Origin of the sequence: Streptomyces sp. NPDC096323, assembly GCF_040302845.1 — a bacterium.
In the GTDB taxonomy this organism is placed as follows: domain Bacteria; phylum Actinomycetota; class Actinomycetes; order Streptomycetales; family Streptomycetaceae; genus Streptomyces.
In genome coordinates this window covers 96,608-119,301 of sequence record NZ_JBEOSI010000009.1, presented here as the reverse complement: position 1 = coordinate 119,301, position 22,694 = coordinate 96,608, and the positions used below count along the sequence as shown (strand labels likewise).

The following is a 22,694-nucleotide window of genomic DNA, read 5'->3' as shown; positions in this document are numbered from 1 at the left end:
CGCCCCCGCCTCACTTCACCTTCCTCACCACCGAAGGAACCGCCATGCCCGCACGCATCTGTCATGCCCGCGCCATTGCCTTGGTGATGGGCTGCGCCTCCCTGGCGCTCGCCGTGTCCGTCCCCGCCCAGGCCATCGGACACCCGGGCGGCCCCGGCCACCACAAGGGCATCGACCGCGCCGTCCTCGCCGAGGGCGACGGCTGGGCCGCCGCCGACGGCTCCACCACCGGGGGCGCCGCCGCCACCCCCGACCACATCTACACCGTGAGCAACCGGGCCGAACTGATCGCCGCCTTCAATGAAGCGGGCGACGCCCCGAAGATCGTCAAGATCGACGGCACCGTCCACGGGAACTCCGACGCGGCCGGCACCCCGATCGACTGCGCCGCGTACGAGACCGACGGCTACACGCTGGACAAGTACCTCGCCGCCTACGACCCGGCCACCTGGGGCCGCGACGAGGTTCCGTCCGGCCCTCTCGAGGACGCCCGGCTGGCCTCCGCCAAGCTGCAGAAGGCCGCGGTCAACGTCTACGTCCCGTCCAACACCACGCTTGTGGGCGTCGGCAAGGACGCGACGGTCATCGGCGCCAGTCTCCAGATCCAGAACGTCTCCAACGTCATCGTCCGGAACATCTCGTTCGAGGACACCTACGACTGCTTCCCCCAGTGGGACCCCACGGACGGCACCACCGGCCACTGGAACTCCGAGTACGACAACCTCGTCGTCTACGGCTCCGACCACGTCTGGGTCGACCACAACACCTTCAGCGACGGGGACCGCCCCGACGCCGCCCAGCCGCGCTACTTCGACGAGCTGTACCAGCAGCACGACGGCCTCTTCGACATCGTCAAGGGCGCCGACCTCGTCACCGTCTCGTACAACGTCCTCAAGGACCACGACAAGACGATGCTCATCGGCAACAGCGACGGCGCCGGCGCGACCGACGCCGGCAAGCTCCGCGTCACCCTGCACCACAACCTCTTCAAGGACGTGAACGAGCGCGCCCCCCGCGTCCGCTTCGGACAGGTCGACTCGTACAACAACCACTTCGTCGCCACCAAGGGCAGCGTCTACGGCTACACGTACGGCATCGGATCCAAGTCCCAGCTCGTCGCCGAGCACAACGCGTTCAGCCTCGGCGCCGGATTCGACCAGGCGAAGATCCTCAAGAAGTGGTCCGAGTCCTCGCTCACCGCCGCGGACAACTACGTCAACGGCCGCCGGACGGACCTCATCGCCGTCCACAACGCGGGCGTCCCGGCGGAGCAGCTCACCGCCGGTGCCGGCTGGACGCCGACCCTGCGCACCAGGGTCGACCACCCGCTGCTCGTGCCGCTGATCGTCGGCCTCAAGGCCGGCGCCGGCCGGATCCCCGGCGCCTGACCATCGGCCGCCCTCGTGCGGACGGGCCCCCTCGGCGCCTTCACCGGCGCCGGCGGGGGCCCGTCCGGCCCTCGCCGCACCCCGCGTACGTAAGGAAGTACCGCCATGCCCAGCAGACGCAGCGCCCTGACCCTGCTCGCGGGCGGCAGCGCCGCCCTCGTCCTCGGCGCGGCGCCCACCGCGCACGCCCACGGCCCACGCCTCCCCTTCGGCCGCTACGGCTCACCGTCCCGCCGCCTCGACGCCGCGACGCTGTACGTCGACGCACGCGGAAGGGGCGACCACACAGGCGTCCAGGCCGCCGTGGACGCCGCGACCGGCACGGGCCGCACCCTGGTGATCGCCCCCGGCACCTACCGCGAGACGGTCGACATCCCCGCCGACCGGACCGGCCTCACCCTCATCGGCGCGAGCGGCGACCCGCACGACACCGTCATCGTGTACGCCAACGCCAACGGCACCCCCCGGCCGGACGGTTCGGGAACGTACGGCACCAGCGGATCGGCCACCATCACCGCCCGGCCCGACGGGCTCACGGCCCACGGCCTGACCTTCGCCAACGACTGGCTCCGCGCCGACCACCCCGAATACACCGGCACCCAGGCCGTCGCCATCAAGGTGCAGGGCGACCGTTCGGCGTTCTACGGCTGCCGCTTCCTGGGACACCAGGACACTCTGTACGCCGACTCCCTCGCCCTCACCGCCTTCGCCCGCCAGTACTACCGCGACTGCTACGTCGAAGGAGACGTCGACTTCGTCTTCGGCCGCGCCACCGCCGTCCTGGACCGTTGCCACTTCCGCACCCTGACCCGCACCGACCTGGGCGCGAAGCCGTACGGATTCGTCTTCGCGCCCAGCACCGCGGGAGCCAACCCGCACGGCTACCTGGTGCAGCGCTCCCGCGTCACCAGCACCGCGCCGGACGGGTACTTCAAGCTGGCCCGCCCCTGGGTGCCCTCCTCCGACCTCACCGCCCACCCGATGCTGACCGTGCGCGACAGCCACCTCGGCGCCGGCATCGACACGGACGAGCCGTACGGGACGATGTCCGCCGGCTTCCCGTGGCAGGAGCAGCGGTTCGCCGAGTACCGCAACACGGGCCCCGGCGCACGCGTCACCATCCCCGCCAACCGCCCCCGGCTGACGGCCTCCCAGGCACGCCTGCACACCCCGGCCGCCTGGCTCGGGGACTGGCGTCCGTACGCGTAGAACGCCCCACCGCATGACGGGAGCCCCGCCGGACCTGTCCGGCGGGGCTCCCGTCACCGTGCATCAGTTGTAACTGATGTCCGAGCTGCTGTACTTGCAGTACGTGCCGTCCGGCCCGCTGCCCGTCTCCTTCGGCTCGTCACCGTCGTCGTTGCCCGTGTAGCGGACGCACGGCTTGATCTTCTTGCTGCTGTCGCCGTGGATCCGTACGGACCTCAGCGTCGCGGTGTCCCCGTAGTTGGTGTTGATCCCGACCAGGGCTTTGCCCGGCGCCGTCACGTCGATGTCGCTGACCGCGATCGTGCGCTTGTACTGCTTGGAGCAGTTGCCGCAGGAGCGGACGAGCTTGCCGAAGTCCGATACCTGGAAGCCGCTGATGGTCAGCGTGCCCGCGCCGTTGAACTGGAAGACCTTGTCGTCGGCCTTCCTGGCGCCGCCGCCCGTCACCTTGTACGTGGCGCCCGACGAGGTGCCCTTGAAGGACGCCGCGTCCTCGCCGACGTCCTGCCACCACACGTTCTGGATCGTGCAGCTGCCCTTGCAGTGAATGCCGTCGGCGGCCGGCGAGCCGACGACGACGTTCTTCAGGACGGCCCCGTCGGCCAGTTCGAAGATCGGGTCCTGACCCTCGTCCTGGCCGCCGTCACCCAGGTCCCCGCTTCCGTAGAAGCGCTTCAGCTTGCCGTCGTACGTCCCCGAGACCTTGATGGTCGCCGAGACGGCCTGCGAACCCGTGGGCGTCGGCCACGCGGCCGCCGCGGTGGCGGTGGTGGCCGCGCCGGCCTGGACCAGCAGGCCGGTGGTGAGCGCGGCGCCGGTGAGGGAGAGCGCGGCGGCCGAGGCGACGATCATGCGGCGGCGGCCGGAGCGCCGGGCGTGACTGCCGTGCGATACGGCTCGGTTCTTCATGTCGGTGTCCCGTTCCTTTTCGGTGGGGGGAGCGTTGCGCTCCTTGGTCGCCACCGGGCGGGGCAAAGGTTGCCGGGTTTTGCCGTCTCCCTTTCCCGTCCGCCGGATACGGTCAGTGCTCCGGGCCGAAGTAGTCGCCCACCGAGGCCCGTTCACCCGTGGTGCGGACCGCGTGCGCGGTCACGTAGTCGCCCGTCGCGACCCGGGCGCCCTCGGCGTGGTTGTACTGCCCGGCGAACGTGTGGGTGCCGACGGGCACGGTCCGGCCCGCCCGCAGCGCCCACCGGTAGACGAGAAAGCCGCCGTCCTCGGACACCGAGACGGTGAAGTCCTCCGCAGGCAGCGAGCGCCAGGCCCCTGTGCTGTTCACCCCGCCGGTGAGCGCGACCCGCAGCTCCACGGTGAGCGAGGACAGCGGCCGGTCCGTCCGCAGCGTCACATCGCTCTGCGCCCAGTACGCGTTGGAGTGCGGGTCCACGGCGGCGTCCATCCACAGCGGCCCGTCCTCGGTACGCAGCCGGCCCAGCGCGGCGGGCGTTGTCACGGACGGGGCGGGGGAGGCCGTCGGCGGTGCGGCCACGCGCTCCCCGTGCGTTCCGTCCGCACCCTCGTCACCGGCGGAGGTGACGGCGACCGCACCGAACGCCAGCACTCCGCAGACCGCGGCCGTCGCCCCGGCGACCCGCAGCCACGGCCCCGCGGCCCGCCGCGGGCGCACCACCCGGGCCGGCGGACGGCCCTCGGTCACGCCGCGCTCCACCCGGGCGAGCATCCGCTCCCGGTCGGGGCGGTGGGCCTCGGCGGCCTCCCGCAGCCGCACGGACAGCTCCTCGTCCTTCACCGTTCTCCTCCGCTGCGCTGCGCCGCGACGGCCGCCTGCATCTGCGCGGCGGCGGACGTCTCCGGACCCAGCAGCCGCTGCAGTTCCGCCACGGCACGCGAGGTCTGGCTCTTCACCGTACCCACCGAGATGCCCAGCACCAGAGAGGTGTCGCGCTCCGAGAGATCGAAGGCGTGCCGCAGCACCACACAGGCACGCTTGCGGAACGGCAGTCTGCGCAGCGCCCCCTGGACGTCGACGACCGCCGACACATCCGGACCCTCGACCGCGTCCCCGTCGCCGCGCGGCGCCCAGAACAGCGCGATCCGCCGCCGCTCACGCACCGCGGTGCGGATCCGGGTCCGCGCCATGTTGGCGACGACGCCGCGCGCGTACGCCACCGGATGGTCGGCGTTCCTGACCCGGTCCCAGCGGTGCCAGAGCGCCAGCAGGGCGTCGGCCGCCAGATCGTCGGCGGCATCGGCCTCACCGGTCAGCAGGTGGGCCAGCCGGGCGAGTTCGGCGTAGTGGGCCTCGAAGAACTCATGGAACTCGGCGGCAGCGGTCTGGTCGGTGGACGTGCCCACAGCTACCTCATCTCTGCGCTCGAATCCCGGTGCCCGCCCGGCCGGACTGTGTACGTTCCCAGCCGCCGCCGGGCCGCCGCCCATGGTGAGCGGGCGGGGGAGGGAGCGTACCAGCGCGGCAGGCAAGCGCTTCGACATGGGTGCGTAACCAAGTAAGACGTAACCGGGCGAAAACCTGAAGGGCCCGGACACGCGAACGTCCCGGCACCCTCTCCTGGACAAGGGCTGCCGGGACGCTGCTCCGGTTCCGCTCTACCGCCGGAGCGCGGCCTCCATCATCTTCCGGGCGATGGGCGCCGCGAGACCGTTCCCGCTGACCTCCGACGCCGCCGAACCCGAGTCCTCCACGATCACCGCGACCGCGACCTCCCGACCGGTGGAGTCGTCCTTCGCGTACGAGGTGAACCACGCGTACGGGGTGTTGCTGTTGCCCACGCCGTTCTCCGCGGTGCCCGTCTTGCCGCCCACCTCCGCCCCGCCGATCCGCGCGTTGGTGCCGGTTCCCTTCTCCACGACGGTCACCATCGCGCTGCGCAGCTGCTCGGCCGTGGACGAGGAAACGATCCGCTTCGTGTCCCCGTCCTCGAAGTCCTCCAGCGTGCCGCCGTCCGCGTCCGTCACCTTGGACACCATGTGCGGCGCGGCGAGTCGGCCGTCGTTGGCGAGGGCCGCGGAGACCATCGCGATCTGCAACGGCGTCGCGGTGACCTCGAACTGGCCGATCCCGCTCAGCGCCGTCTGCGCCTTGTCCATCCCGGACGGGTAGACGCTCTTCGAGGCCCGCACCGGCACGTCGAGCTTCTCGGTGTTGAAGCCGAACTTCTCCGCCATCGCCCGCACCTTGTCCTGGCCGAGGTCGGCGGCGACCTTGCCGAAGACGTTGTTGCAGGAGTACTGGAGGGCCACGCGCAGCGTCGCGTTCTCGCAGGGGGCGGTGGCGCTCTCGTTCTTCAGGACGGTGCTGGTCCCCGGCAGCGTGTACGGCACGGGGCTCTTGGTGGGCTCGTCGACCGAGCTGTACAGCCCGTTCTCCAGCGCGGCCGACGCCACCACCAGCTTGAACGTCGAACCCGGCGCCAGCGGCTGCCGCAGCGCCCGGTTGACCAGCGGCTTCTCCGGGTCGGCGAGCAGCTTCTGCCAGGCGTCGCCGTCCGTCGTCCCGCTGATGCCGGACGGGTCGTAGGACGGCGAGGAGACCATCCCGAGGATCTGCCCGCTCTGCGGATCGATCGCGACGGCCGCGCCCTTGTCGTCGCCGAGCGCGTCGTGCGCCGCCTTCTGGACGTCCGGGTCGATCGTCGTCACCACGTCGCCGGGCGCACTCCGCTTGCCGGTCAGCGCGTCCAGCGGATTCTTCAGCCGGGTGTCGGTGCCGTCGAGCACATGGCTGTAGATGCCTTCGAGCTGGGTCGAGCCGTACGCCTGCGAGCCGTAACCGGTGACGGCCGCGTACAGGTCCCCCTCCTTGTAGGTGCGCTTGTACGCGAGATCGCTGCCCTCCGTCCTCTTCGATCCGGTGACCGGGGAGCCGGCCACGATGATGTCGCCGAGCGGCTGCGCGTACTGCGCGATGGTCTTCCGCCGGTTGTGGTCGTCGTCTGCGAGCGCCCGGGCCTGGTACGCCTGCACCCAGGTCGCCCGCCCCAGGAGGGCGAGGACCAGCAGCAGGGAGAAGACCGAGGCGCGCCTGATCGTCTTGTTCATCCCGCTGGAGGGACGAGCGGGAGACGGTACTCCGTTCCCGTCTGTGCCGCTTCTCACCCATTCCTCATCTGCGCGGCCGTGCTCCCGGGTCAGCCCGGAGTGATGAACCCCGACTCGTACGCCGCGATGACCGCCTGGGTGCGGTCCCGGGCCCCGGTCTTCGCGAGGACGGCCGCCACATGGCTCTTCGCCGTCGCCGCGCCCACCCCCAGCCGCGCGGCGATCTCCGCGTTGGTGAGGCCGCTCGCCATCAGCCGCAGCACGTCCGACTCCCGGTCGGTGAGCCTGGCCGCCCACGGCGGCGCGGCGGGCTGCTGCCGCTTTCCGTACGCGGCCGCCAGATCCCGTACCGCGGCGGGGAAGAGCAGCGAGTCGCTGCGGGCGACGAGCCGGACCGCCTGCACCAGGTCCTCCGCCGCCGCCCGCTTGAGCAGGAAGCCCGCCGCCCCGGCGCGCAGCGCGTCGTACACATAGGAGTCGTTCTCGAAGGTGGTGACGACGACGACGCGGGGGGCCGGGTCGAGCGTGGCCAGGATCTGCTCCGTCGCCCGGATTCCGTCGATCTGCGGCATCCGGACATCCATCAGCACGACATCCGGGCGCAGTTCGCGGACCACGGAGACGGCCTCCGCCCCCGTCGACGCCTCACCGACGACCTCCAGGCCGGTCTCGGCGTCCAGGATGACCCGCAGGGCGGTGCGGACCATGCGTTCGTCGTCGGCCAGGACGATCCGGACCGGTGTGCTCATCACTGCTCCTCGGCGGGGGTGGGGAAGGGGAGGCGGGCGGTGAGCCGCCAGCGGCCCTCGTGTTCTCCGGCCTCGGCACGGCCACCGAGCAGTACGGCCCGCTCGGCGATGCCGCGCAGCCCGCGGCCCCCGCCGGGGCGCACCACCGCCGGCCGTTCGGACAGGGGGCTGTCCAGCACGGTCTCCAGCTCCCCGGCGCGCACCGTGATCCGCAGCCGCACCGGTTCGCCGCGTCCGCCGTGCCGCAGCGCGTTGCTCAGGCCTTCCTGCACGATGCGGTACGCCTCGCGGGACACTGGCGCGGGGACGGTGCGCGGATCGCCGTCGGCGGTGTGCGCGACGGGCAGCCCGCAGTGGGCCAGCAGCCCGTCCAGTGCGTCGAGCGCCGGGCCGGACGGCGTGCCCGGTGCCCCGGCCCCGTCGTGGTCGTCCCGGCGCAGCATCCCGAGCACGGTGTCGAGTTCGCCGACCGTGCGCCGGGTCGTCTCCTCGATCGCGGTCAGCGCGTCCCGGACGAAATCGGGGTCGCTGTCCAGGACCCTGCGGGCCGCGCCCGCCTGGAGGGTGACGGCGCTGAGCGCGTGGCCGACCGAGTCGTGCAGTTCGCGGGCCAGCCGGTTGCGTACGGCCAGGTCGGCCGCGCGGCGTTCGGCGGCGGCCAGCCGGTCGTCCGGGGTCGGGCCCAGCAGCACCGGCGCCCGGTCCGCCAGCAGCGCCCCGGCCGCCGCCGCGCACCCGGCCAGGGCCACCAGCATCGCGATACCGGCGAAGGGCGCCAGGGCCATGACCCATGGGCGGTCCATGGACGAGGGCAGACGCAGCACGGCGGAGTCCCGCACGGTCGTGAAGAACGGCAGCCCGATGACGCCGACGGCGAAGGGGACGAGCGACAGCGTCATGCCGCTGACGACGCCGCCGAGCCCCACGTGCAGGGTGAACCAGGCCGACGAACGGACCCGCGCCTGCCGGGTTCTGGCGGGTCCGTCCGCGAGCGGGCGGTCCGGCGGCAGACCGCACAGGGCGCGGGCGGCGGCCACCGAGAGCGGCCGGACCAGGGGCACGAGCGCGGTGACCGCGGCCATCGGCAGGGCGTAGGCGAAGGCGGTCAGCTGGTTGACCGGCGAGCTGAAGAGGTCGCCGTCGCTGCGGTACAGGCCGACGATCACGGTGCCGACCAGGAAGTACGGCATCAGCAGGGCGCCGCCGATGATCAGGTGCAGCCAGCGCTGCCGGGCCCGCCGGCCGACCAGCGGCGTCACGCCCGCCGGCCCGCAGGCCTGTTCGCGGCCGATCGCTCCACCAGGAAGTACGCACCCAGGGTCATCACCAGCGTTCCGACCAGCATCTGCACAGCGTAGATCAACACCATGGCGGCGGTGGGCTGATCGGCGAGGTCGTCGACGTCGCTCAGCGAGGCGATGCTCATCCAGCCGCCCCAGCAGGCGGTTGCTCCCGAGCCGCCCCAGGCCAGGACGAGCGGTACCCACAGGGGCAGCGCGGAGTTCCGGCGGAAGGCGAGGAGCAGGATTCCGGCGACGGCCGCGACGACGAAGAGCGCGAAGACCGCTTCGAGCACCGCCGATCCGCTGGTGCGTTCCTGGATCCGGCCCTCGTTGAGACCGGCCGTCGAACCGGTGGCCCAGAGCAGATGCAGGGCGCCGGGCACCAGGGCGAGCAGCGAGGCGGCGACGGCGGCGGCCCGCAGCGCGGGAGCGGTGGGGCTGTCCGGCAGTTCGCGGAGCGTGCCCTGCCAGAGGTGGCCCCAGCGGTCCCTGGCGTACAGGGCGAACAGGGTACCGAGGGCCAGTCCCTGGACGATGAAGCCGGTGTAGACGACGCCGAAGACCCACTCGTCCAGGAAGGGGCGGCCCGCGTCACCCTTGTTGACGGTCTTCCCGCCCAGGACCTGGACCAGCAGCTGGAGCGGATAGCCGGTCATGATCGGCAGCAGCAGGCCGGTCGCCACCCACATCGGCAGGGCGAGCAGCCAGGCGGGCACGCGCCGGCCCCAGGCCTGGGTGAGCAGCAGGGCGATGACCACGACGGCGCTGTCCATCAGGACCGACGCGCCGTTGGCGACAGCCATCGAGGTCCGGTGGTCGAGGAGCGAGCTGCCGGCCGGAATCCCGAGGCGGCTTCCCGAGATCCAGGCGGTCTTGAGGGCGATGTAGGGCAGGCAGGAGACGATCGCGACGCTGCGCAGCGCGGTGCGGAGGCGGTCGGTGACCGGGGCGGCGGCCTCAGGTGCGGGAGCGGGTGCGACAGGGGTCCGTGTCATGGCCTCCACGCTGCCGCGCGGCCGGTCCGGGCACGTCATGCCCGGCGACGATCCGTCTCCGCCGGACGGCGGAGACGGATCGTCGCAGCGGCTCAGACCAGTTCGGGCCGCAGCTCCGGCTGCCGTACCGGTGCGGGCTTCGGGTCCCACTGCCTGGTGGTCCGCACATACGCGTAGACCACCGAGGCCGTCGCGAGGACGAGCAGCGGGCCGGACACCCATGGATGGGCGGCCATCTGCGTGGGCACGAAGCGGGCGGCCACCAGGATCGCGGTGAAGACCGTGGCGCCGTAGGCGACCAGCTGGGTTCCGGACCGGTCCCAGCCGCGGCTCAGTGAGCGCAGGGCCGTCTCGATCGTGACGGTGAAGATCACGCCGGTGATGATGTCGATGCCGTAGTGGTAGCCGAAGCCCAGCGTCGCGGCGAGCGTGGCGATCAGCCAGAACGTGCCCGCGTACCGCAGGAAGCGGGGGCCCTTGCGGGAATGGATGAAGATCGTGGTGGCCCACGCCGTGTGCAGGCTGGGCATGCAGTTGCGCGGGGTGAAGTCGTCGAACGGCATGTGCTGCGGGCCGCTGCGCGGTGGCAGCGTGTCGGGCCACAGGCTGGCGGCCGCCCAGTGTCCGCCGTCGGCGCCGAAGGCGAAGACCGGTCCCACGACCGGGTAGATCATGTAGATGGCCGGTCCCAGGAGGCCGATGACCAGGAAGGTGCGCACCAGGTGGTGGGCCGGGAAGCGGCGCTCGTCCGACACGTTGCGCAGCTGGTACAGCGCGACGACGACCGCGGCCACCGCGAGCTGGGTGTAGACGGAGTCGAGGAAGACCTCACCGAACGAGCCGGTCGACCTGACCAGGCGGCCCACCAGCCACGAGGGGTTGCCCAGCGCGTGGTCGGCGGTCGCCACGTACTGGTCGAGCACCAGCGGGCGGGTCTTCGACGTGATGAGCAACCAGGTGTCGCCGGTCTTGCGGCCGGTCACCAGCAGCAGGCCCAGCCCGACACCCTTGAGCAGCAGGAGGCGTTCGGCGCCGGTGCGGCGGGTGACGGCGATCACCGCGCATCCCAGGATCACCCACAGCGCGCCGTTGCCGAAGGGGTGGCCGTGGGTCACCGGGGCGTCGGCCACCCAGCGCACCAGCAGGATGACGAGGTCGATACCGACGGCGGTCCCGATCGCGAGGAACCGCTGCCGCCAGGTCAGCACGACCATCATCAGGCCCATGCTGGCGTACAGCAGGAAGCCGGAGGCGGGGGCGAATATCACCTCGCGCGCCTGGCTGGCGATCGGCCCCGGCAGACCGTAGTGACGCGCGGCGATCTCCAGAGCGACGAGGAACCCGAGGCCCACGACCGCCGCCGCGGCGAACAGCGCCGTTCGTGGCCGGCGCCAAGTGCCGGGCGTATTTCCGTCGGTTATTCGCGAAAACACCCGCGATGCTATAGGTATCAAGAGTTTGGCCGATGTGTTAGATGTTGGTGGGGTACGTCACGCCGTGGGTCATTTGTCGCGCCGGACAGCATGGTCCGCCGCTGCGGTGCGGACCATGAGGCCAATCGCCAATCGCCATGAATCCGAGCATGTTATCGGAGTGGTGTTCGAAGGCTGCGACGGTCATGACGATTCCGCGGCAGGCCGGCCGGCCTGCCGCGTGGCACGGGGTGTCTCACCCGGGAAGCGTGAAGTCACCCGGGAAGGGTGAACAGCAGTTCGTCCGTCTCCTCGCCGCGCGCGTGCGCGTAGCCGTGGTCCTCGCCCGTCACGGCGAACCCGCACTTCTCCAGCACCCGCCGCGACCCCGTGTTGTCGGCCGCGGCGCGTGCGTACAGCGGACGTTCCGGTACGGCGTCGAGCAGCGCGCCCAGAGCGGCGGTGGCCACACCGCGGCCCCAGTACGCCCGGTCGATCCAGTACGTGACCTGCCGGTCGTCCGGCGCCCCGTACACCCCGGCGCTGCCGACCACCGCACCGTCCGTGAGCACCGTGCGCATCACGACCGAGGGGTTCGCGAGGATGCGCTTCCAGTGCGCGTCGAACGTGTGCCGGTCGGCCGGGTCCTCGCTGGTGAAGGCGGCCGTGCGGACGGACTCCGGGTCGGACATCCAGGCGAAGAACAACGGCAGGTCGGTGTCGCGCACCTCGCGCAGCGAGACGTCCACGGTCAGAGCCTCCTGGTGGCGAGCGTCAGCCGGTCCCGCGCGTCGAACAGGGCGTCCTTCACCATCTGCTCGTGGGCCGGCGTGAGCCGGGCGACGGGCACCGAGCAGCTGATGGCGTCCCGGGCGGGGGTGCGGTACGGGACCGCGACGCCGAAGCAGCGCAGGCCCAGGGTGTTCTCCTCGCGGTCCACCGCGTAACCCTGTTCGCGGATCAGGTGCAGCTCCTCGATGAGCTTCTCCCGGTCGGTCAGGGTGTGCTCCGTCAGCGCGGGCAGCGTCTCCGGAAGCATCTTGCGGACCTGCTCGTCGCTGTGGGTGGCCAGCAGCGCCTTGCCGAGCGAGGTCGAGTGCGCGGGCAGCCGGCGGCCGACGCGGGTGAAGGGGCGAAGATAGTGCTGGGACTGGCGGGTGGCGAGGTAGACCACGTTCGTCCCGTCGAGCCGGGCGAGGTGGATGGTCTCCGTGGTGTCGTCGGAGAGCCGGTCCAGGGTCGGGCGGGCCGCCGCGACCACCTCGTCGCCGTCGATGTACGAGGTGCCGACCAGGAGCGCCCGCACCCCGATCCCGTACCGCGTCCCCGTCGCGTCCGTCTCCACCCAGCCCAGCTCGACCAGCGTGCGCAGCAGCATGTAGAGGCTGGACTTGGGGTATCCGACGGCCTCCTGCACCGCGGCGAGGGAGTGCATGCCCGGCCGCCCGGCGAAGTACTCCAGCAGCTCCACCGTCCGTACCGCGGACTTGACCTGTGCCCCACCAGACTCGGCAACCGACATCGCCCTACGCCCCTTCCAGCCCACTTGGGAAACCTGCGACTTCTTGCCAACACCGAACGCCCGGAAATAGAGTCGCTTCATATTCACGATCAGGAACTCTGTTCAGAATACCGAACAACTTCTGATGTGTGGCAGTGGAGCGGAAGGAAACACGGTGGCAGCAGCACCAGTCTGGAGCGTCGACCCCCGCACCGGGAACCCGCGTGAGCAGGTTGCGGTGGAGGCTACAGCGGAGGAGGTCGACCGCGTGGTCCGGGCCGCCCACGCCGTACGGGCCTGTCTCGCGGACCGTGCGGTGCGCGCCGCGTTCCTGCGTACCGCGGCCGATCTGCTCGCCGGGGCCGGTGAGCACGTCATCGAGGCCGCCGATGCGGAGACGGCGCTCGGCCCGGCCCGCCTGACCGGCGAACTCGCCCGCACGGCAGCACAGTTCCGCGCCTTCGCGGAGGTCGTCGACGAGGGCGCGTACCTCGACATCCACATCGACCACGAGGACGCCACCCGCACCCCGCCGTGGCCCGACCTGCGCCGCTACAAGATCCCGCTCGGCGTCGTCGCCGTCTACGCGGCCAGCAACTTCCCGCTCGCCTTCTCCGTCCCCGGCGGTGACACCGCCAGCGCCCTCGCGGCCGGCTGCCCGGTCGTGGTCAAGGCGCACCCCGACCACCCCGCGACCTCCGAACTGTGCGCGTCGATCCTGCGCCGGGCCGCGGCGCAGCACGGGCTGCCGGAGGACGTCGTCACCCTGGTGCACGGCTTCCAGGCCGGCGTCGAACTGGTCAGGCACCCGCTCATCAGCGCCGCCGGGTTCACCGGCTCGATCCGCGGCGGCCGCGCCCTCTTCGACGCGGCGGCCGCACGGCCGGTCCCCATCCCCTTCCACGGCGAGCTCGGCTCCCTCAACCCCGTCGTCGTCACCGAGGCGGCCGCTGCCGAGCGCGGCGAGCAGATCGGCGCGGGGCTCGCGGGCTCGATCACCATGGGCGCGGGCCAGTTCTGCACCAAGCCCGGCTTCGTCCTGGCCCCCGCGGGCGAGAGCGGTGACCGGCTGCTGAAGTCCCTCACCGGGGTGGTCAGCGACACCGAGGCCGGGGTCCTGCTCGACCACCGCATGCGCGACGCGTTCCTCGCCGGAGTCAGCGAGCGCGCCGCACTCCCGGACGTCGAGGCCCCGGTCACCCCGGGAGCGGCCGGCGAGCACACCGTCGCGGCCGGCTTCCTGACCGTACCGGCGCAGCTGCTCGCCACCGAGGGCCCGCACGACGCGCTCCTGGAGGAGTGCTTCGGCCCGGTCACCGTCGTCGCCCGCTACACCTGCGAGGACGAGATCACCGCGGTCCTGTCCCGGCTGCCCGGCAACCTCACCGCCACGCTCCAGACCGCCACCGAGGAACCCGACGACGGCGCCGCAGCCCTCCTGGCCGCGCTCACCCCGCTCGCCGGACGCATCCTCGTCAACGGCTGGCCGACCGGCGTCGCCGTCGCGCCCGCCCAGCACCACGGCGGCCCCTACCCGGCCACCACCTCCACCTCCACCTCGGTCGGCGCCACCGCGATCGAGCGCTGGCTGCGCCCGGTCAGCTTCCAGACCACCCCCGACGCGCTGCTCCCGCCGGAGCTGCGCGAGGACAACCCGCTGGGCCTGCCCCGCCGCGTGAACGGACACCCCGCATGAGCCTGCGACTCCCCGAACTCCCCTTCGTGCTGGAGCCCTTCGGCCCCGCCACGGGCTGGAACTACGAGGCCGGCGTCCTCACCGGCCGCGCGGGCGCCCGCCAGGACCGCTTCGTCCCGCCGGACGGCGAGGGCCTCGACCCGGCGAGCGACGCCCCCCGGCTGCTGGGCCCCGCCCCGGAGGGCGACTTCCAGCTGATCGCACGGGTGCGCGTCGGCTTCGACGCCGCCTTCGACGCGGGGGTCCTCTATCTCCACGTCGGCGACCGCGAGTGGGCCAAGCTCTGCCTGGAACTCTCCCCGGACCGCCCCACCATCTGCACCGTCGTCACCCGGGGCCACTCCGACGACGCCAACTCCTTCGTCGTCGACGGCGACACCTACTGGCTGCGCCTGACCCGCACCGGCAGCGCCTTCGCCTGCCACGCCTCACCCGACGGCGAGAAGTGGACCTTCATCCGCGTCTTCGCCCTGGGCGCCCCGGACCGGGCCGCCGCCGCGTCCATCGGCTTCCTCGCCCAGTCACCCACGGGCGAGGGCTGCGAGGTCTCCTTCGACCACATCGAATTCCGCCCGACGGGCCTCGCGGACCTGCGCGACGGCAGCTGACGCCGCGGGTTGCGGCGGTGCGCCGTCCTCCGGCCACGGAGGACGGCGCACCGGACGCCGGTCTCCTTCACGGCTACCGCCGGGCGCTCGTTGGCCCGCGCCGACCTACGGTTACCGCGTTGCGGCGGCCAGTGCCGCGCGGATGGCGTCCTCGCCGGCCGGCCGGGCCTTCTCGTTCGAGGCCGGCCCGTACGGGGTCCCCCACACCGGTGTGTCCGTCGCCTGCCGCCAGCCGTCGGCCAGCGGTCCCGCGTCCATCACGCTGTACCCGATGGATTCGATGAACGCGGTCACCGCCGCCTTCGCCGGCGCGGAGTCCCCGGCGATCGGCAGGCAGGAACGGCCGGCCGCCCCCGCGGGGCGGGCGAGCGACAGCAGGTGCTTGAAGTAGATGTTGTTGAAGGCTTTCACGAGCATGGCGTCCGGTAGGTACTGCTGAAGCAGCTCGCTCGAGGTGAGCGACGTGCTGTCGAGCTCGGGGATGTGGCCGTCCCGCCCGGGGCCGTAGTTGCACGTGTCGATGACCGTTTTCCCGGCCAGCGGCGCGGCGGGCAAGCTGGGGAAGGCACTGACCGGCACCGTGACCACGACGATGTCACCGGCCGCCGCGGCCTCCCCGCTCGTCGCCGCAGACGCCCGCGGTCCCAGTTCCGCGACCGTGTCCGCGAGCGTTTCGGGACCGCGCGAGTTGCTGAGTACGACCTGGTGCCCGGCCTCGACGGCGAGCCGCGCGATGGTGGTGCCGATGTATCCACTGCCGATGAATCCCACAGTCGTCATATTCTCGGCGTCCCTCCAGAAGTCGTTAATCCTTGCCATTTTCCGGGTTCGTCGCGATTCGGATTCCTGCCGTCAGCCGGCGGAGAAGTAATGGCCGTTGTCCAAATCGGCGAGCAGGCTGGGCTGGGCGGGTTCCCAGCCGAGGGTCCGGCGGGTGATGAGGTTGGACGCCGGGTAGCTCTGCGTGACTATGTTCGCGAGGAACCCGAAGTACGCCGGCACCATCAGTTCGTCCGCGGGAATGGCTGCCACGGGCAGGCCCAGTCGGCTGCCAATGGCCTCGGCGATCTCGCGGAACGGGATGCCCCCGTCCTCGACCGCGTGCCAATATTTGCCGGCCGGACCCTTCTCCAGCGCCAAGCGGAACAACGAGGCGGCATCGCGGACGTGCACGGCGTTCCACAGGTTCGCGCCGTCTCCGGGGTAGCCGGCGAAGCCCTTCTCCTTCGCGAGCGCGATCAGCATGGGGAGGAAGCCGGCATCGGTCGTGCTGTGCATGATGTTGGCAATCCGCACGACCGAAGACCGCACTCCCTGCTCGGCGAGACCGATGACGGCGGCTTCCACGGCATTGCGAACCCGGAGGGTGCCCCTGTGCTCATCCCCGACGGGAAGGGCCGGGTCCTCCTCGGTGGCCGGCCGGCCCAGCCTGCCCGGCGACCCTATGCTTCCCGCGGCCACCAGCGGCTTTCCGGTTCCCGCAAGTGCCTCGCCGTACGCGAGCACGACCGGGAGCTCCGCGGCGGCCACAGCGTTCATCCCACCGGACGGAAGCAGGTCCTGCCTGTGCGCGACGTGGACGACGCCGTCGGAATCCGCAGCCGCCTCCTTGAGCCCGTCGAGATCCTCGAGGCCGCCGCGGCGCACCTTCGCGCCGAGCGCGGACAGCGCCGCCGCTGCCGTGTCCGATCGGGCCAGGCCGGTGACCTCGTGCCCTGCGGCGATGAGCTCGGGGATGATGTACGAACCGGAATGGCCGGTCCCGCCGGTGACGAAAACGCGCATGCTACTCGTCCTCTTCATTGTTGTGGCGCGAGACGTGGGGGTGTGGCGCGCTCAGGCTGAAGTGTTGACATCGAGGGTGAAGTCGAAGCTCCCGGCGCCGTGGTTTCCCAGGCCGATCATCACCAGGCCCGTTCCCTCCAGCCAGCGCGCCATTCCCAGGGAGCCGGTGTCCAACGGCCGCAGCCCGAGGCTTTCGATGAACGCCGAGACACTCGCCTTGGCCTCGGCGTCATCGCCGGCGAGGAGCACGTCCAGCGTGTTGCCCTGCGCCAGCATGTGACCGAAGACGGTGTTGAACGCCTTTACGACATGCGCGCCGCCGGGGGCGGCCTTGGCGATCTCCTGCGCGCCGGAACTGCCGTCGGGGGTGACAAGGCCCTGGGCATCGGGGGAGACGGGGTTGGTGACATCGATGATGACCTTGCCGTCCAGTGCGTCCCCGTACTCGCTCACCACCGCCGCCGCGCCGGCGTACGGCACGGCGAGGACAACGATGTCCCCGGTCGGGGGGGCACCGGCCGTTCCGACAGTGGCGCCGCCGAGCGCGGCGGCCAATTCCTTGGCCCTGGCCTGGTCGCGGCCGATGATCTCGACGTCGTTGCCACCGGCGAGCGCCCGGCCGGCCAGGGCGCGGGCCATGTTCCCCAGGCCGACAATGCTGATGCTGCTCATTGGTGTGCCTGCTTTCTTCCGGGCCTGAGCCCTGTCATCAAGTTCCGATGCCGAATTCGTAGGCCGCATTCGCTTCGGCCTCATGAGGTGTCAATTCAGGTTGTCACTGGCCTGAGTTGGTGTCCAAGACCTCTTTCAGTCGCGGTGATACCCTCACGGCATCACCGGACCGGGAGGCGCCATGGATCTGGATCTGCGCAAACTGCGTTACTTCGTTGCCGTGGCCGACCAGTTGCACTTCAGCCGCGCCGCCGATGAGCTGCATATCGCACAGCCGGTGCTCAGCCGGCAGATCCGCGCGCTCGAGCAGGATCTCGGCGCCCCGCTGTTCACCAGGGATCGCCACGGCGTAGCGCTGACCGACGCGGGCCGGCAACTACAGGCCGACGCCGGTCCGCTGCTCGCCTCCGCGCACGCGGCCCGCCGCCGGGTGACCGCGGCCGCGCGCGGCGGCCGACGGCTCATGGTCGGCTTCCGGGCAGGCATCGCGGTCGCCCCGGCGGTACGACTGTTCTCCGCCCGGCACCCGGATGTGCTGGTGGACGTGCAACGGATCGAATGGGACGACCAGGCCCCGATGCTGCTCGACGGGCGCATCGACATCGGCTATGTGCGGCTGCCCATCGACGAGGCCGGCCTGCGCGTCGCCCCGCTCTACGCCGAGCCACGGGTGGCGGTGCTGCCCGTCGGCCACCGATTGGCCGGCAAGGAGGAGATCCGCGAGGCCGACCTGGCCGGTGAGCCGCTGGTCTGGCACGCCGACCCGAGCACGCAGCCCACCAGGCACCCGCACCCCAACGCCGGGTACCTGGCGCGCGGGGTGGACGAAACGCTCGAGCATGTAGCGGCCGGCCGGGGCATCTCGTTCCTGGCCCGTTCGGCGACCGTGTTCTACTCCCATCCGAACGTCACCTATGTGCCCGTCCCGGATCTGGCGCCCGACCAGGTGTGCCTGGCGGTGCCGGTATCGCGGATCTCGCCGGTGGTCGACGACTTCTTCGCCGCGGCCCAGGCGGCGGCCGAGATCACGTCAGAATGTGGGAACTATGAAATGTGGCAGCGTGGAGGCCCTGCCGCCGCAAAGCACGGTTGAGCAGCTCACCCCCGTCGGCCTTCGGCCTGCGGGGCTCGTACGAACCGGTCAGGACGCCGCGAGAAGCCCCGCCTGTGCGCCACGGGGACAGCGCGTAGACGGGGCCGGGCCGATCCGCTGAACGGTCTTGCTCGCCGTCGCGCCGTTGCTCAGCGGACCGGGGTCGGGGCGTCCAGCGGACTCTGCCGGTCCGTCGAGCGGACGGGCACGGACGCGAGGCCGGAACGGGGGACAGAGTGTGGCTGCGAACGTGACCGATGCCGCCGCGGCCACCCGGCCGCCGAAGCGACTCCCGCTCGTCGCGGTCTCCGTCAACCAGTGCGACGGCGACGCCCCGACGATCATCGTGGCCCTCGTCAGTGACCGCCCGATCGTCGAGCTGGAGGAGTAGGGCCTCTCGGTCCGGCCGGGAATGACAGGGTCCGGGCGCGTGTTCACGCAGGAGCGGAGGGTGCCTCCGTGCTGCCCCTGCCGACCTGTGCCCAGGGCGGCCGCACGATCCATCTGTAACAGCCTGGAGAGAAGAAGAGTCATGCGCGTCGAGATCTGGAGCGACATCGCCTGCCCCTGGTGCTACATCGGCAAGGCCCGCTTCGAGAAGGGCCTGGCGGGGTTCGCCCATCGCGACGAGGTCGAGGTCGTGCACCGGTCCTTCGAGCTCGACCCGGGCCGCGCCAAGGGCGACACCGCCCAGGTGATCGACATGCTGGCGCAGAAGTACGGGCGTACCCGTGAGGAAGCCCGGTCGATGGAGGCGAACGTCGCGGCCAACGCGCAGGCCGAGGGGCTCGGCTACCTCGCGGAGGGCCGTGATCACGGCAGCACCTTCGACATCCACCGGCTGCTGCACCTGGCCAAGGCCCGCGGCCGTCAGGACGAGCTGCTGAGCCTCGCCTACCGGGCGAACTTCGCCGAGGAGCGTTCCGTCTACGACGACGCGGTGCTGCTCGACCTGGCCGTCGAGGCCGGTCTTGACGCGGACGAGGCGCGTGCGGTGCTTGCCGACCCGGAGGCGTACGCGGCCGAGGTGCGGGCCGACGAGCAGGAGGCGTCCGAACTGGGCGCCAACGCGGTGCCGTTCTTCGTGCTCGACCGGCGTTACGGCATCTCCGGCGGCCAGCCCGCAGAGGTTTTCGCCCAGGCGCTGGAGCAGGCGTGGAAGGACCGCCCGCTGACCGCGATCGGCGGGGACGGGGCGGCCTGCGACGCCGATGGCGCGTGCGAAGTGCCGCAGGCCGGCGGCACCGTCTGAGCCGGTGAGTGGCGGCCATGGGTTCGGCAGGCCGGCGGCACCGTCTCGGCCGGTGAGTCGCGGCCATGGGTTCGGCGGCCGACGGCGGCGTCCGGGCCGGGAGGCGGGGCTCAAGTTCCGCAGGTCGGCGGCACCAGCCTGAGCCCGTGAGCTGCGGGGATAAGTTTCCCTTGGATACGCCCCTCGACTCCGGGTGATTGACTATGAGTCAAGGGGAACCCACGCTGTTCCCATGACGATCTCTTCGCTCAGCCGTGCGGTGGCCGCCGAGTTCGCGCCGCAGACCGCCTACCTCAACACCTCCTCCTGCGGGCTGCTGCCCCGCCGCACCGTCAATGCGGTGAAGACGCTCGCCGAGGAGAACGCCTCCGGTCGCAGGGCCGGTGCGGGCGACTTCGAAGCGGTGGACCGGGCGCGGGACGGTTTCGCGCGGCTCGCCGGGGTCGCCGCCGGGCGGGTCGCGGTCGGCAGTTCCGTGTCCGTCCATGTGGGACTGGTCGCCTCCTCCCTGCCGGCCGGAGCCGAAGTGCTCGCGCCCGAGGGGGAGTTCAGCTCGGTCACCAGCCCGTTCTCGGTCCGCGGTGATCTGCGCATGCGGTACGTGCCGCTGGCGGAGCTCGCCGACGCGGTGCGCCCCGGGACCGCGCTCGTCGCCTTCTCCTCGGTGCAGTCCGCCGACGGCCGGCTCGCCGATCTGGAGGCCGTGCGCGCCGCGGCGGCCGCCCACGGGGCCCGTACGCTGCTGGACGCGACCCAGTCCGCCGGCTGGCTCCCGCTGGACGCGGGGGCGTACGACTACACGGTCACGGCCGGCTTCAAGTTCCTGCTCTGCCCACGGGGCGCGTCCTTCCTCACGGTCACCGAGGAGGCCCAGGAGTCGCTGCCCCCGGTCTTCGCGGGCTGGGTCGCGGCCGCCGACGCGTGGAACAGCCTGTACGAGCCGGTGCGGCGGCTCGCCGCCGACGCCCGCCGCTACGACGAGCCGCCCGCGTTCCTCTCGTACCACGGTGCCGAGCACTCCCTCGCGTTGCTGAACGAGATCGGGATCGACGCCGTGCACGACCACGCCACGGGGCTCGCGGCCCGCTTCCGGGACGGGCTGGAAGAACTGGGCCACAAGCCGGTGCCGGGGGCGACGGCCGTCGTCGCCGCGCCCGGACTCGGTGACCGGGCGCCGGACCTGGAGCGGGCCGGCGTCATGGTCTCCAACCGGGCCGGCAACCTCCGGGCGGCCTTCCACCTCTACAACACCGAGGCCGACGTGGACCGCGCGCTGGACGTGATCTCGGGCTGAGGCCGGTCAGCGGTTCTCCGGGCAGTCCCCCGCCTCCCGGCAGAGGTTCTCCTCGACCCTGGCCAGGAGCCGGGCCAGCTCCTTGCGTTCCCCCGCGTCCAGGCCCGCGAGCGTGTGCTCCTCCAGATTCGTCCAGGCCCGCTCCACCTGGGAGAGCAGCGCGCAGCTGGTGTCGGTGGCCTCGACCAGGACGGCCCTGCGGTCGGCCGGGTCGGGGCTGCGGCGCACATGGCCGGACTGCTCCAGTCGCTGGAGCATCTTGGTGACGGTGGAGGGATCCAGGTCGACCGCCTTGATCACGTCGGACTGCCGGACCGCCCCCGCGTCCCAGAGGTACATCATCAGGAACTCCTGCCCGGGGTAGAGGTCCGCCCCCTTGAGCAGCTTCCCGGCCGCGATCCGGTGGAGCCGGGCCACCCGTGACACGGCATGGCTGACCGGGCCGCCGCGGGCGGCGCTGGGCAGCTCGGTACAGGCGGGATCGGAGGTCATCGGGGGCTCCTCGGGTGGGGCGGGGCGGCTCTGCGGCGGCCGGATGCGGCTTCCCGGCAACTTTACCTTGGTCGGCCAAGTAATGCGCTACAGTGGCACGCGCATCAAATGCTTGGCCGACCACATAGTTTCCCCGGCCGACCACATACCTTTCCTGGGGGCTTCTCATGACCACCGCATTCGACTCGCACGACCTGGCCGGCACCCCGCTCGCCAACCGCATCGCACTGGCGCCGATGACGCGCAGCCGGGCCGGCGAGGGCGGCGTGCCGACCGAGCTGACGGCCGAGTACTACGCCCAGCGCGCCTCGGCGGGCCTCCTGATCACGGAGGGCGTCCAGCCGTCGGTCGTCGGCCAGGGCTACCCCGGCACCCCGGGGCTGCACAGCGACGAGCAGATCGCCGGCTGGCGCAGGGTGACCGACGCCGTGCACGACAAGGGCGGCAGGATCTTCGCCCAGATCATGCACACCGGCCGCATCGGCCACCCGGTCCTGCTGCCCGACGGGCTCACCCCCGTCGGTGCCTCCGCGGTCGCCGCCACCGGGCAGGTCTTCACGCACGTGGGCCCGAAGGACTTCGTCACCCCGCGCGAGCTGACCGACCCCGAGATCCGGGCGACGATCGCCGACTTCGCCGCCGCGGCGCGGGCCGCGGTGGACGCCGGCTTCGACGGGGTGGAGCTGCACGGCGCCAACGGATACCTGATCCACCAGTTCCTGGCGCCCAACTCCAACCGGCGCACCGACGAGTGGGGCGGTTCCGTGGAGGGCCGGATCCGGTTCGCCCTGGAGACCGTGCGTGCCGTCGCCGCCGAGATCGGCGCCGCCCGCACCGCGATCCGCCTCTCGCCCGGCAACCGGTTCAACGACATCGACGAGCCCGCGCCCGAGGCCACGTACAGCGCGCTCGTGCAGGCGATCGAGCCGCTCGGACTGGCCTATCTGCACCTCGTCGAGGGAGCGGCCGCCGACCGGGCGCTGACCGAGTCCCTGCGCAAGCAGTTCAACGGAACCCTCGTCCTCAACCCGGCGAGCGAGGGCCCGACCGGACCCGACGCGCTCGCCCTGATCGAGGAGGGCGTGGCCGACATCGTCTCGTACGGCGTGCTGTTCCTGGCCAACCCGGACCTGCCCGAGCGACTGCGCGCGGGCGGCCCGTTCAACGCCGCGGACGCCGCCACCTTCTACGGGGGCGACCACCGCGGCTACACCGACTACCCGGTGCTCGGGGCGTAACCAGAAG

At 71.8% G+C, this 22,694-nt stretch carries 23 protein-coding genes; 9 read left to right on the top strand and 14 right to left on the bottom strand.

Annotation, left to right across the window (positions count from 1 at the left end; all coding sequences use genetic code 11):
- Positions 1-44: 44 nt before the first annotated feature.
- Positions 45-1,388 carry a pectate lyase family protein gene (locus tag ABTX18_RS24880; protein ID WP_352124958.1) on the top strand — a complete coding sequence of 448 codons (1,344 nt, stop codon included), beginning with the start codon at positions 45-47 and terminating at the stop codon, positions 1,386-1,388.
- Positions 1,389-1,493: 105 nt separating this feature from the next.
- Positions 1,494-2,597, top strand: coding sequence for a pectinesterase family protein (locus tag ABTX18_RS24875; RefSeq protein ID WP_352124957.1), 1,104 nt, complete (start codon positions 1,494-1,496; stop codon positions 2,595-2,597).
- 63 nt (positions 2,598-2,660) lie between these two features.
- On the opposite strand, the gene ABTX18_RS24870 is transcribed toward ABTX18_RS24875, so the two are convergent.
- The 10 genes from ABTX18_RS24870 to ABTX18_RS24825 all read right to left on the bottom strand — a co-directional run bounded on the left by ABTX18_RS24870 (position 2,661) and on the right by ABTX18_RS24825 (position 12,578).
- Positions 2,661-3,506: a pectate lyase gene (locus ABTX18_RS24870; protein WP_352124956.1), complete on the bottom strand. Its 846-nt coding sequence runs from the start codon at positions 3,504-3,506 to the stop codon at positions 2,661-2,663.
- A gap of 112 nt (positions 3,507-3,618) precedes the next feature.
- Positions 3,619-4,347, bottom strand: coding sequence for a hypothetical protein (locus ABTX18_RS24865; RefSeq protein ID WP_352124955.1), 729 nt, complete (start codon positions 4,345-4,347; stop codon positions 3,619-3,621).
- Complete coding sequence (locus ABTX18_RS24860) at positions 4,344-4,913, bottom strand: SigE family RNA polymerase sigma factor (RefSeq protein ID WP_352124954.1); 570 nt, start codon at positions 4,911-4,913, stop codon at positions 4,344-4,346. The genes ABTX18_RS24865 and ABTX18_RS24860 overlap by 4 nt, the downstream gene beginning before the upstream one ends.
- A 252-nt stretch (positions 4,914-5,165) precedes the next feature.
- Positions 5,166-6,617 carry a peptidoglycan D,D-transpeptidase FtsI family protein gene (locus ABTX18_RS24855; protein ID WP_352124953.1) on the bottom strand — a complete coding sequence of 484 codons (1,452 nt, stop codon included), beginning with the start codon at positions 6,615-6,617 and terminating at the stop codon, positions 5,166-5,168.
- Between the two features lie 89 nt (positions 6,618-6,706).
- A complete protein-coding gene (locus ABTX18_RS24850) occupies positions 6,707-7,366 on the bottom strand; it encodes a response regulator transcription factor (protein ID WP_352124952.1) in 660 nt (219 codons plus the stop codon).
- Positions 7,366-8,625, bottom strand: coding sequence for a sensor histidine kinase (locus ABTX18_RS24845; RefSeq protein ID WP_352124951.1), 1,260 nt, complete (start codon positions 8,623-8,625; stop codon positions 7,366-7,368). The genes ABTX18_RS24850 and ABTX18_RS24845 overlap by 1 nt, the downstream gene beginning before the upstream one ends.
- On the bottom strand, positions 8,622-9,644 hold the full coding sequence (locus ABTX18_RS24840) for a hypothetical protein (RefSeq protein WP_352124950.1): 1,023 nt from the start codon (positions 9,642-9,644) through the stop codon (positions 8,622-8,624). Before ABTX18_RS24840 ends, ABTX18_RS24845 begins: the two co-directional genes overlap by 4 nt.
- A 92-nt stretch (positions 9,645-9,736) precedes the next feature.
- Positions 9,737-11,077, bottom strand: a complete 1,341-nt coding sequence (locus tag ABTX18_RS24835) for a phosphatase PAP2 family protein (RefSeq protein WP_503061204.1) — start codon at positions 11,075-11,077, stop codon at positions 9,737-9,739.
- A gap of 254 nt (positions 11,078-11,331) precedes the next feature.
- Positions 11,332-11,805: a GNAT family N-acetyltransferase gene (locus ABTX18_RS24830; RefSeq protein WP_352124949.1), complete on the bottom strand. Its 474-nt coding sequence runs from the start codon at positions 11,803-11,805 to the stop codon at positions 11,332-11,334.
- Positions 11,806-11,807: 2 nt separating this feature from the next.
- Entirely contained in the window at positions 11,808-12,578 is a 771-nt protein-coding gene (locus ABTX18_RS24825; RefSeq protein WP_219569419.1) for an IclR family transcriptional regulator, read from the bottom strand.
- Positions 12,579-12,732: 154 nt separating this feature from the next.
- Between ABTX18_RS24825 and ABTX18_RS24820 the strand changes: the two genes are divergently transcribed.
- Positions 12,733-14,253 carry an aldehyde dehydrogenase (NADP(+)) gene (locus tag ABTX18_RS24820; RefSeq protein WP_352124948.1) on the top strand — a complete coding sequence of 507 codons (1,521 nt, stop codon included), beginning with the start codon at positions 12,733-12,735 and terminating at the stop codon, positions 14,251-14,253.
- Positions 14,250-14,861, top strand: coding sequence for a DUF1349 domain-containing protein (locus ABTX18_RS24815; protein WP_352124947.1), 612 nt, complete (start codon positions 14,250-14,252; stop codon positions 14,859-14,861). Before ABTX18_RS24820 ends, ABTX18_RS24815 begins: the two co-directional genes overlap by 4 nt.
- Positions 14,862-14,972: 111 nt before the next feature.
- Here ABTX18_RS24815 and ABTX18_RS24810 read toward each other — a convergent pair whose 3' ends face one another.
- The 3 genes from ABTX18_RS24810 to ABTX18_RS24800 form a co-directional block, all read right to left on the bottom strand.
- On the bottom strand, positions 14,973-15,641 hold the full coding sequence (locus tag ABTX18_RS24810; RefSeq protein ID WP_503061203.1) for an NADPH-dependent F420 reductase: 669 nt from the start codon (positions 15,639-15,641) through the stop codon (positions 14,973-14,975).
- Positions 15,642-15,713: 72 nt separating this feature from the next.
- Complete coding sequence (locus ABTX18_RS24805) at positions 15,714-16,646, bottom strand: SDR family oxidoreductase (protein WP_352124946.1); 933 nt, start codon at positions 16,644-16,646, stop codon at positions 15,714-15,716.
- 51 nt (positions 16,647-16,697) lie between these two features.
- A complete protein-coding gene (locus tag ABTX18_RS24800; RefSeq protein WP_352124945.1) occupies positions 16,698-17,318 on the bottom strand; it encodes an NADPH-dependent F420 reductase in 621 nt (206 codons plus the stop codon).
- A 181-nt stretch (positions 17,319-17,499) separates the two neighbouring features.
- Here ABTX18_RS24800 and ABTX18_RS24795 point away from each other — a divergent pair, with 181 nt between their 5' ends.
- From ABTX18_RS24795 to ABTX18_RS24780, 4 genes are all read left to right on the top strand, one after another.
- Positions 17,500-18,411 (top strand): LysR family transcriptional regulator, encoded by a 912-nt coding sequence (locus ABTX18_RS24795; RefSeq protein ID WP_352124944.1) that lies wholly within the window; start codon positions 17,500-17,502, stop codon positions 18,409-18,411.
- A gap of 238 nt (positions 18,412-18,649) precedes the next feature.
- The gene (locus ABTX18_RS24790; protein WP_352124943.1) at positions 18,650-18,802 is read left to right on the top strand and encodes a hypothetical protein; all 153 of its coding nucleotides are present in this window, start codon (positions 18,650-18,652) and stop codon (positions 18,800-18,802) included.
- Positions 18,803-18,943: 141 nt separating this feature from the next.
- Entirely contained in the window at positions 18,944-19,663 is a 720-nt protein-coding gene (locus tag ABTX18_RS24785; RefSeq protein WP_352124942.1) for a DsbA family oxidoreductase, read from the top strand.
- Between the two features lie 232 nt (positions 19,664-19,895).
- Complete coding sequence (locus tag ABTX18_RS24780; protein ID WP_352124941.1) at positions 19,896-20,957, top strand: aminotransferase class V-fold PLP-dependent enzyme; 1,062 nt, start codon at positions 19,896-19,898, stop codon at positions 20,955-20,957.
- A gap of 6 nt (positions 20,958-20,963) precedes the next feature.
- Here the strand turns inward: ABTX18_RS24780 and ABTX18_RS24775 are convergent, their stop codons facing one another.
- The gene (locus tag ABTX18_RS24775; RefSeq protein ID WP_352124940.1) at positions 20,964-21,449 is read right to left on the bottom strand and encodes a MarR family winged helix-turn-helix transcriptional regulator; all 486 of its coding nucleotides are present in this window, start codon (positions 21,447-21,449) and stop codon (positions 20,964-20,966) included.
- Positions 21,450-21,616: 167 nt separating this feature from the next.
- Here ABTX18_RS24775 and ABTX18_RS24770 point away from each other — a divergent pair, with 167 nt between their 5' ends.
- Positions 21,617-22,687 (top strand): alkene reductase, encoded by a 1,071-nt coding sequence (locus tag ABTX18_RS24770; protein WP_352124939.1) that lies wholly within the window; start codon positions 21,617-21,619, stop codon positions 22,685-22,687.
- The last annotated feature ends 7 nt before the right edge of the window (positions 22,688-22,694 follow it).

What these genes read in the sequence shown, in the direction of transcription:
- ABTX18_RS24775 (WP_352124940.1), bottom strand. Translation starts at nt 21,449, where the DNA reads ATGACCTCCGATCCCGCCTGTACCGAGCTGCCCAGCGCCGCCCGCGGC.
- ABTX18_RS24805 (WP_352124946.1), bottom strand. Translation starts at nt 16,646, where the DNA reads ATGCGCGTTTTCGTCACCGGCGGGACCGGCCATTCCGGTTCGTACATC.
- ABTX18_RS24770 (WP_352124939.1), top strand. Translation starts at nt 21,617, where the DNA reads ATGACCACCGCATTCGACTCGCACGACCTGGCCGGCACCCCGCTCGCC.
- ABTX18_RS24800 (WP_352124945.1), bottom strand. Translation starts at nt 17,318, where the DNA reads ATGAGCAGCATCAGCATTGTCGGCCTGGGGAACATGGCCCGCGCCCTG.
- ABTX18_RS24875 (WP_352124957.1), top strand. Translation starts at nt 1,494, where the DNA reads ATGCCCAGCAGACGCAGCGCCCTGACCCTGCTCGCGGGCGGCAGCGCC.
- ABTX18_RS24815 (WP_352124947.1), top strand. Translation starts at nt 14,250, where the DNA reads ATGAGCCTGCGACTCCCCGAACTCCCCTTCGTGCTGGAGCCCTTCGGC.
- ABTX18_RS24840 (WP_352124950.1), bottom strand. Translation starts at nt 9,644, where the DNA reads ATGACACGGACCCCTGTCGCACCCGCTCCCGCACCTGAGGCCGCCGCC.
- ABTX18_RS24880 (WP_352124958.1), top strand. Translation starts at nt 45, where the DNA reads ATGCCCGCACGCATCTGTCATGCCCGCGCCATTGCCTTGGTGATGGGC.
- ABTX18_RS24795 (WP_352124944.1), top strand. Translation starts at nt 17,500, where the DNA reads ATGGATCTGGATCTGCGCAAACTGCGTTACTTCGTTGCCGTGGCCGAC.
- ABTX18_RS24785 (WP_352124942.1), top strand. Translation starts at nt 18,944, where the DNA reads ATGCGCGTCGAGATCTGGAGCGACATCGCCTGCCCCTGGTGCTACATC.
- ABTX18_RS24810 (WP_503061203.1), bottom strand. Translation starts at nt 15,641, where the DNA reads ATGACGACTGTGGGATTCATCGGCAGTGGATACATCGGCACCACCATC.
- ABTX18_RS24870 (WP_352124956.1), bottom strand. Translation starts at nt 3,506, where the DNA reads ATGAAGAACCGAGCCGTATCGCACGGCAGTCACGCCCGGCGCTCCGGC.
- ABTX18_RS24850 (WP_352124952.1), bottom strand. Translation starts at nt 7,366, where the DNA reads ATGAGCACACCGGTCCGGATCGTCCTGGCCGACGACGAACGCATGGTC.
- ABTX18_RS24825 (WP_219569419.1), bottom strand. Translation starts at nt 12,578, where the DNA reads ATGTCGGTTGCCGAGTCTGGTGGGGCACAGGTCAAGTCCGCGGTACGG.
- ABTX18_RS24855 (WP_352124953.1), bottom strand. Translation starts at nt 6,617, where the DNA reads ATGAACAAGACGATCAGGCGCGCCTCGGTCTTCTCCCTGCTGCTGGTC.
- ABTX18_RS24780 (WP_352124941.1), top strand. Translation starts at nt 19,896, where the DNA reads ATGACGATCTCTTCGCTCAGCCGTGCGGTGGCCGCCGAGTTCGCGCCG.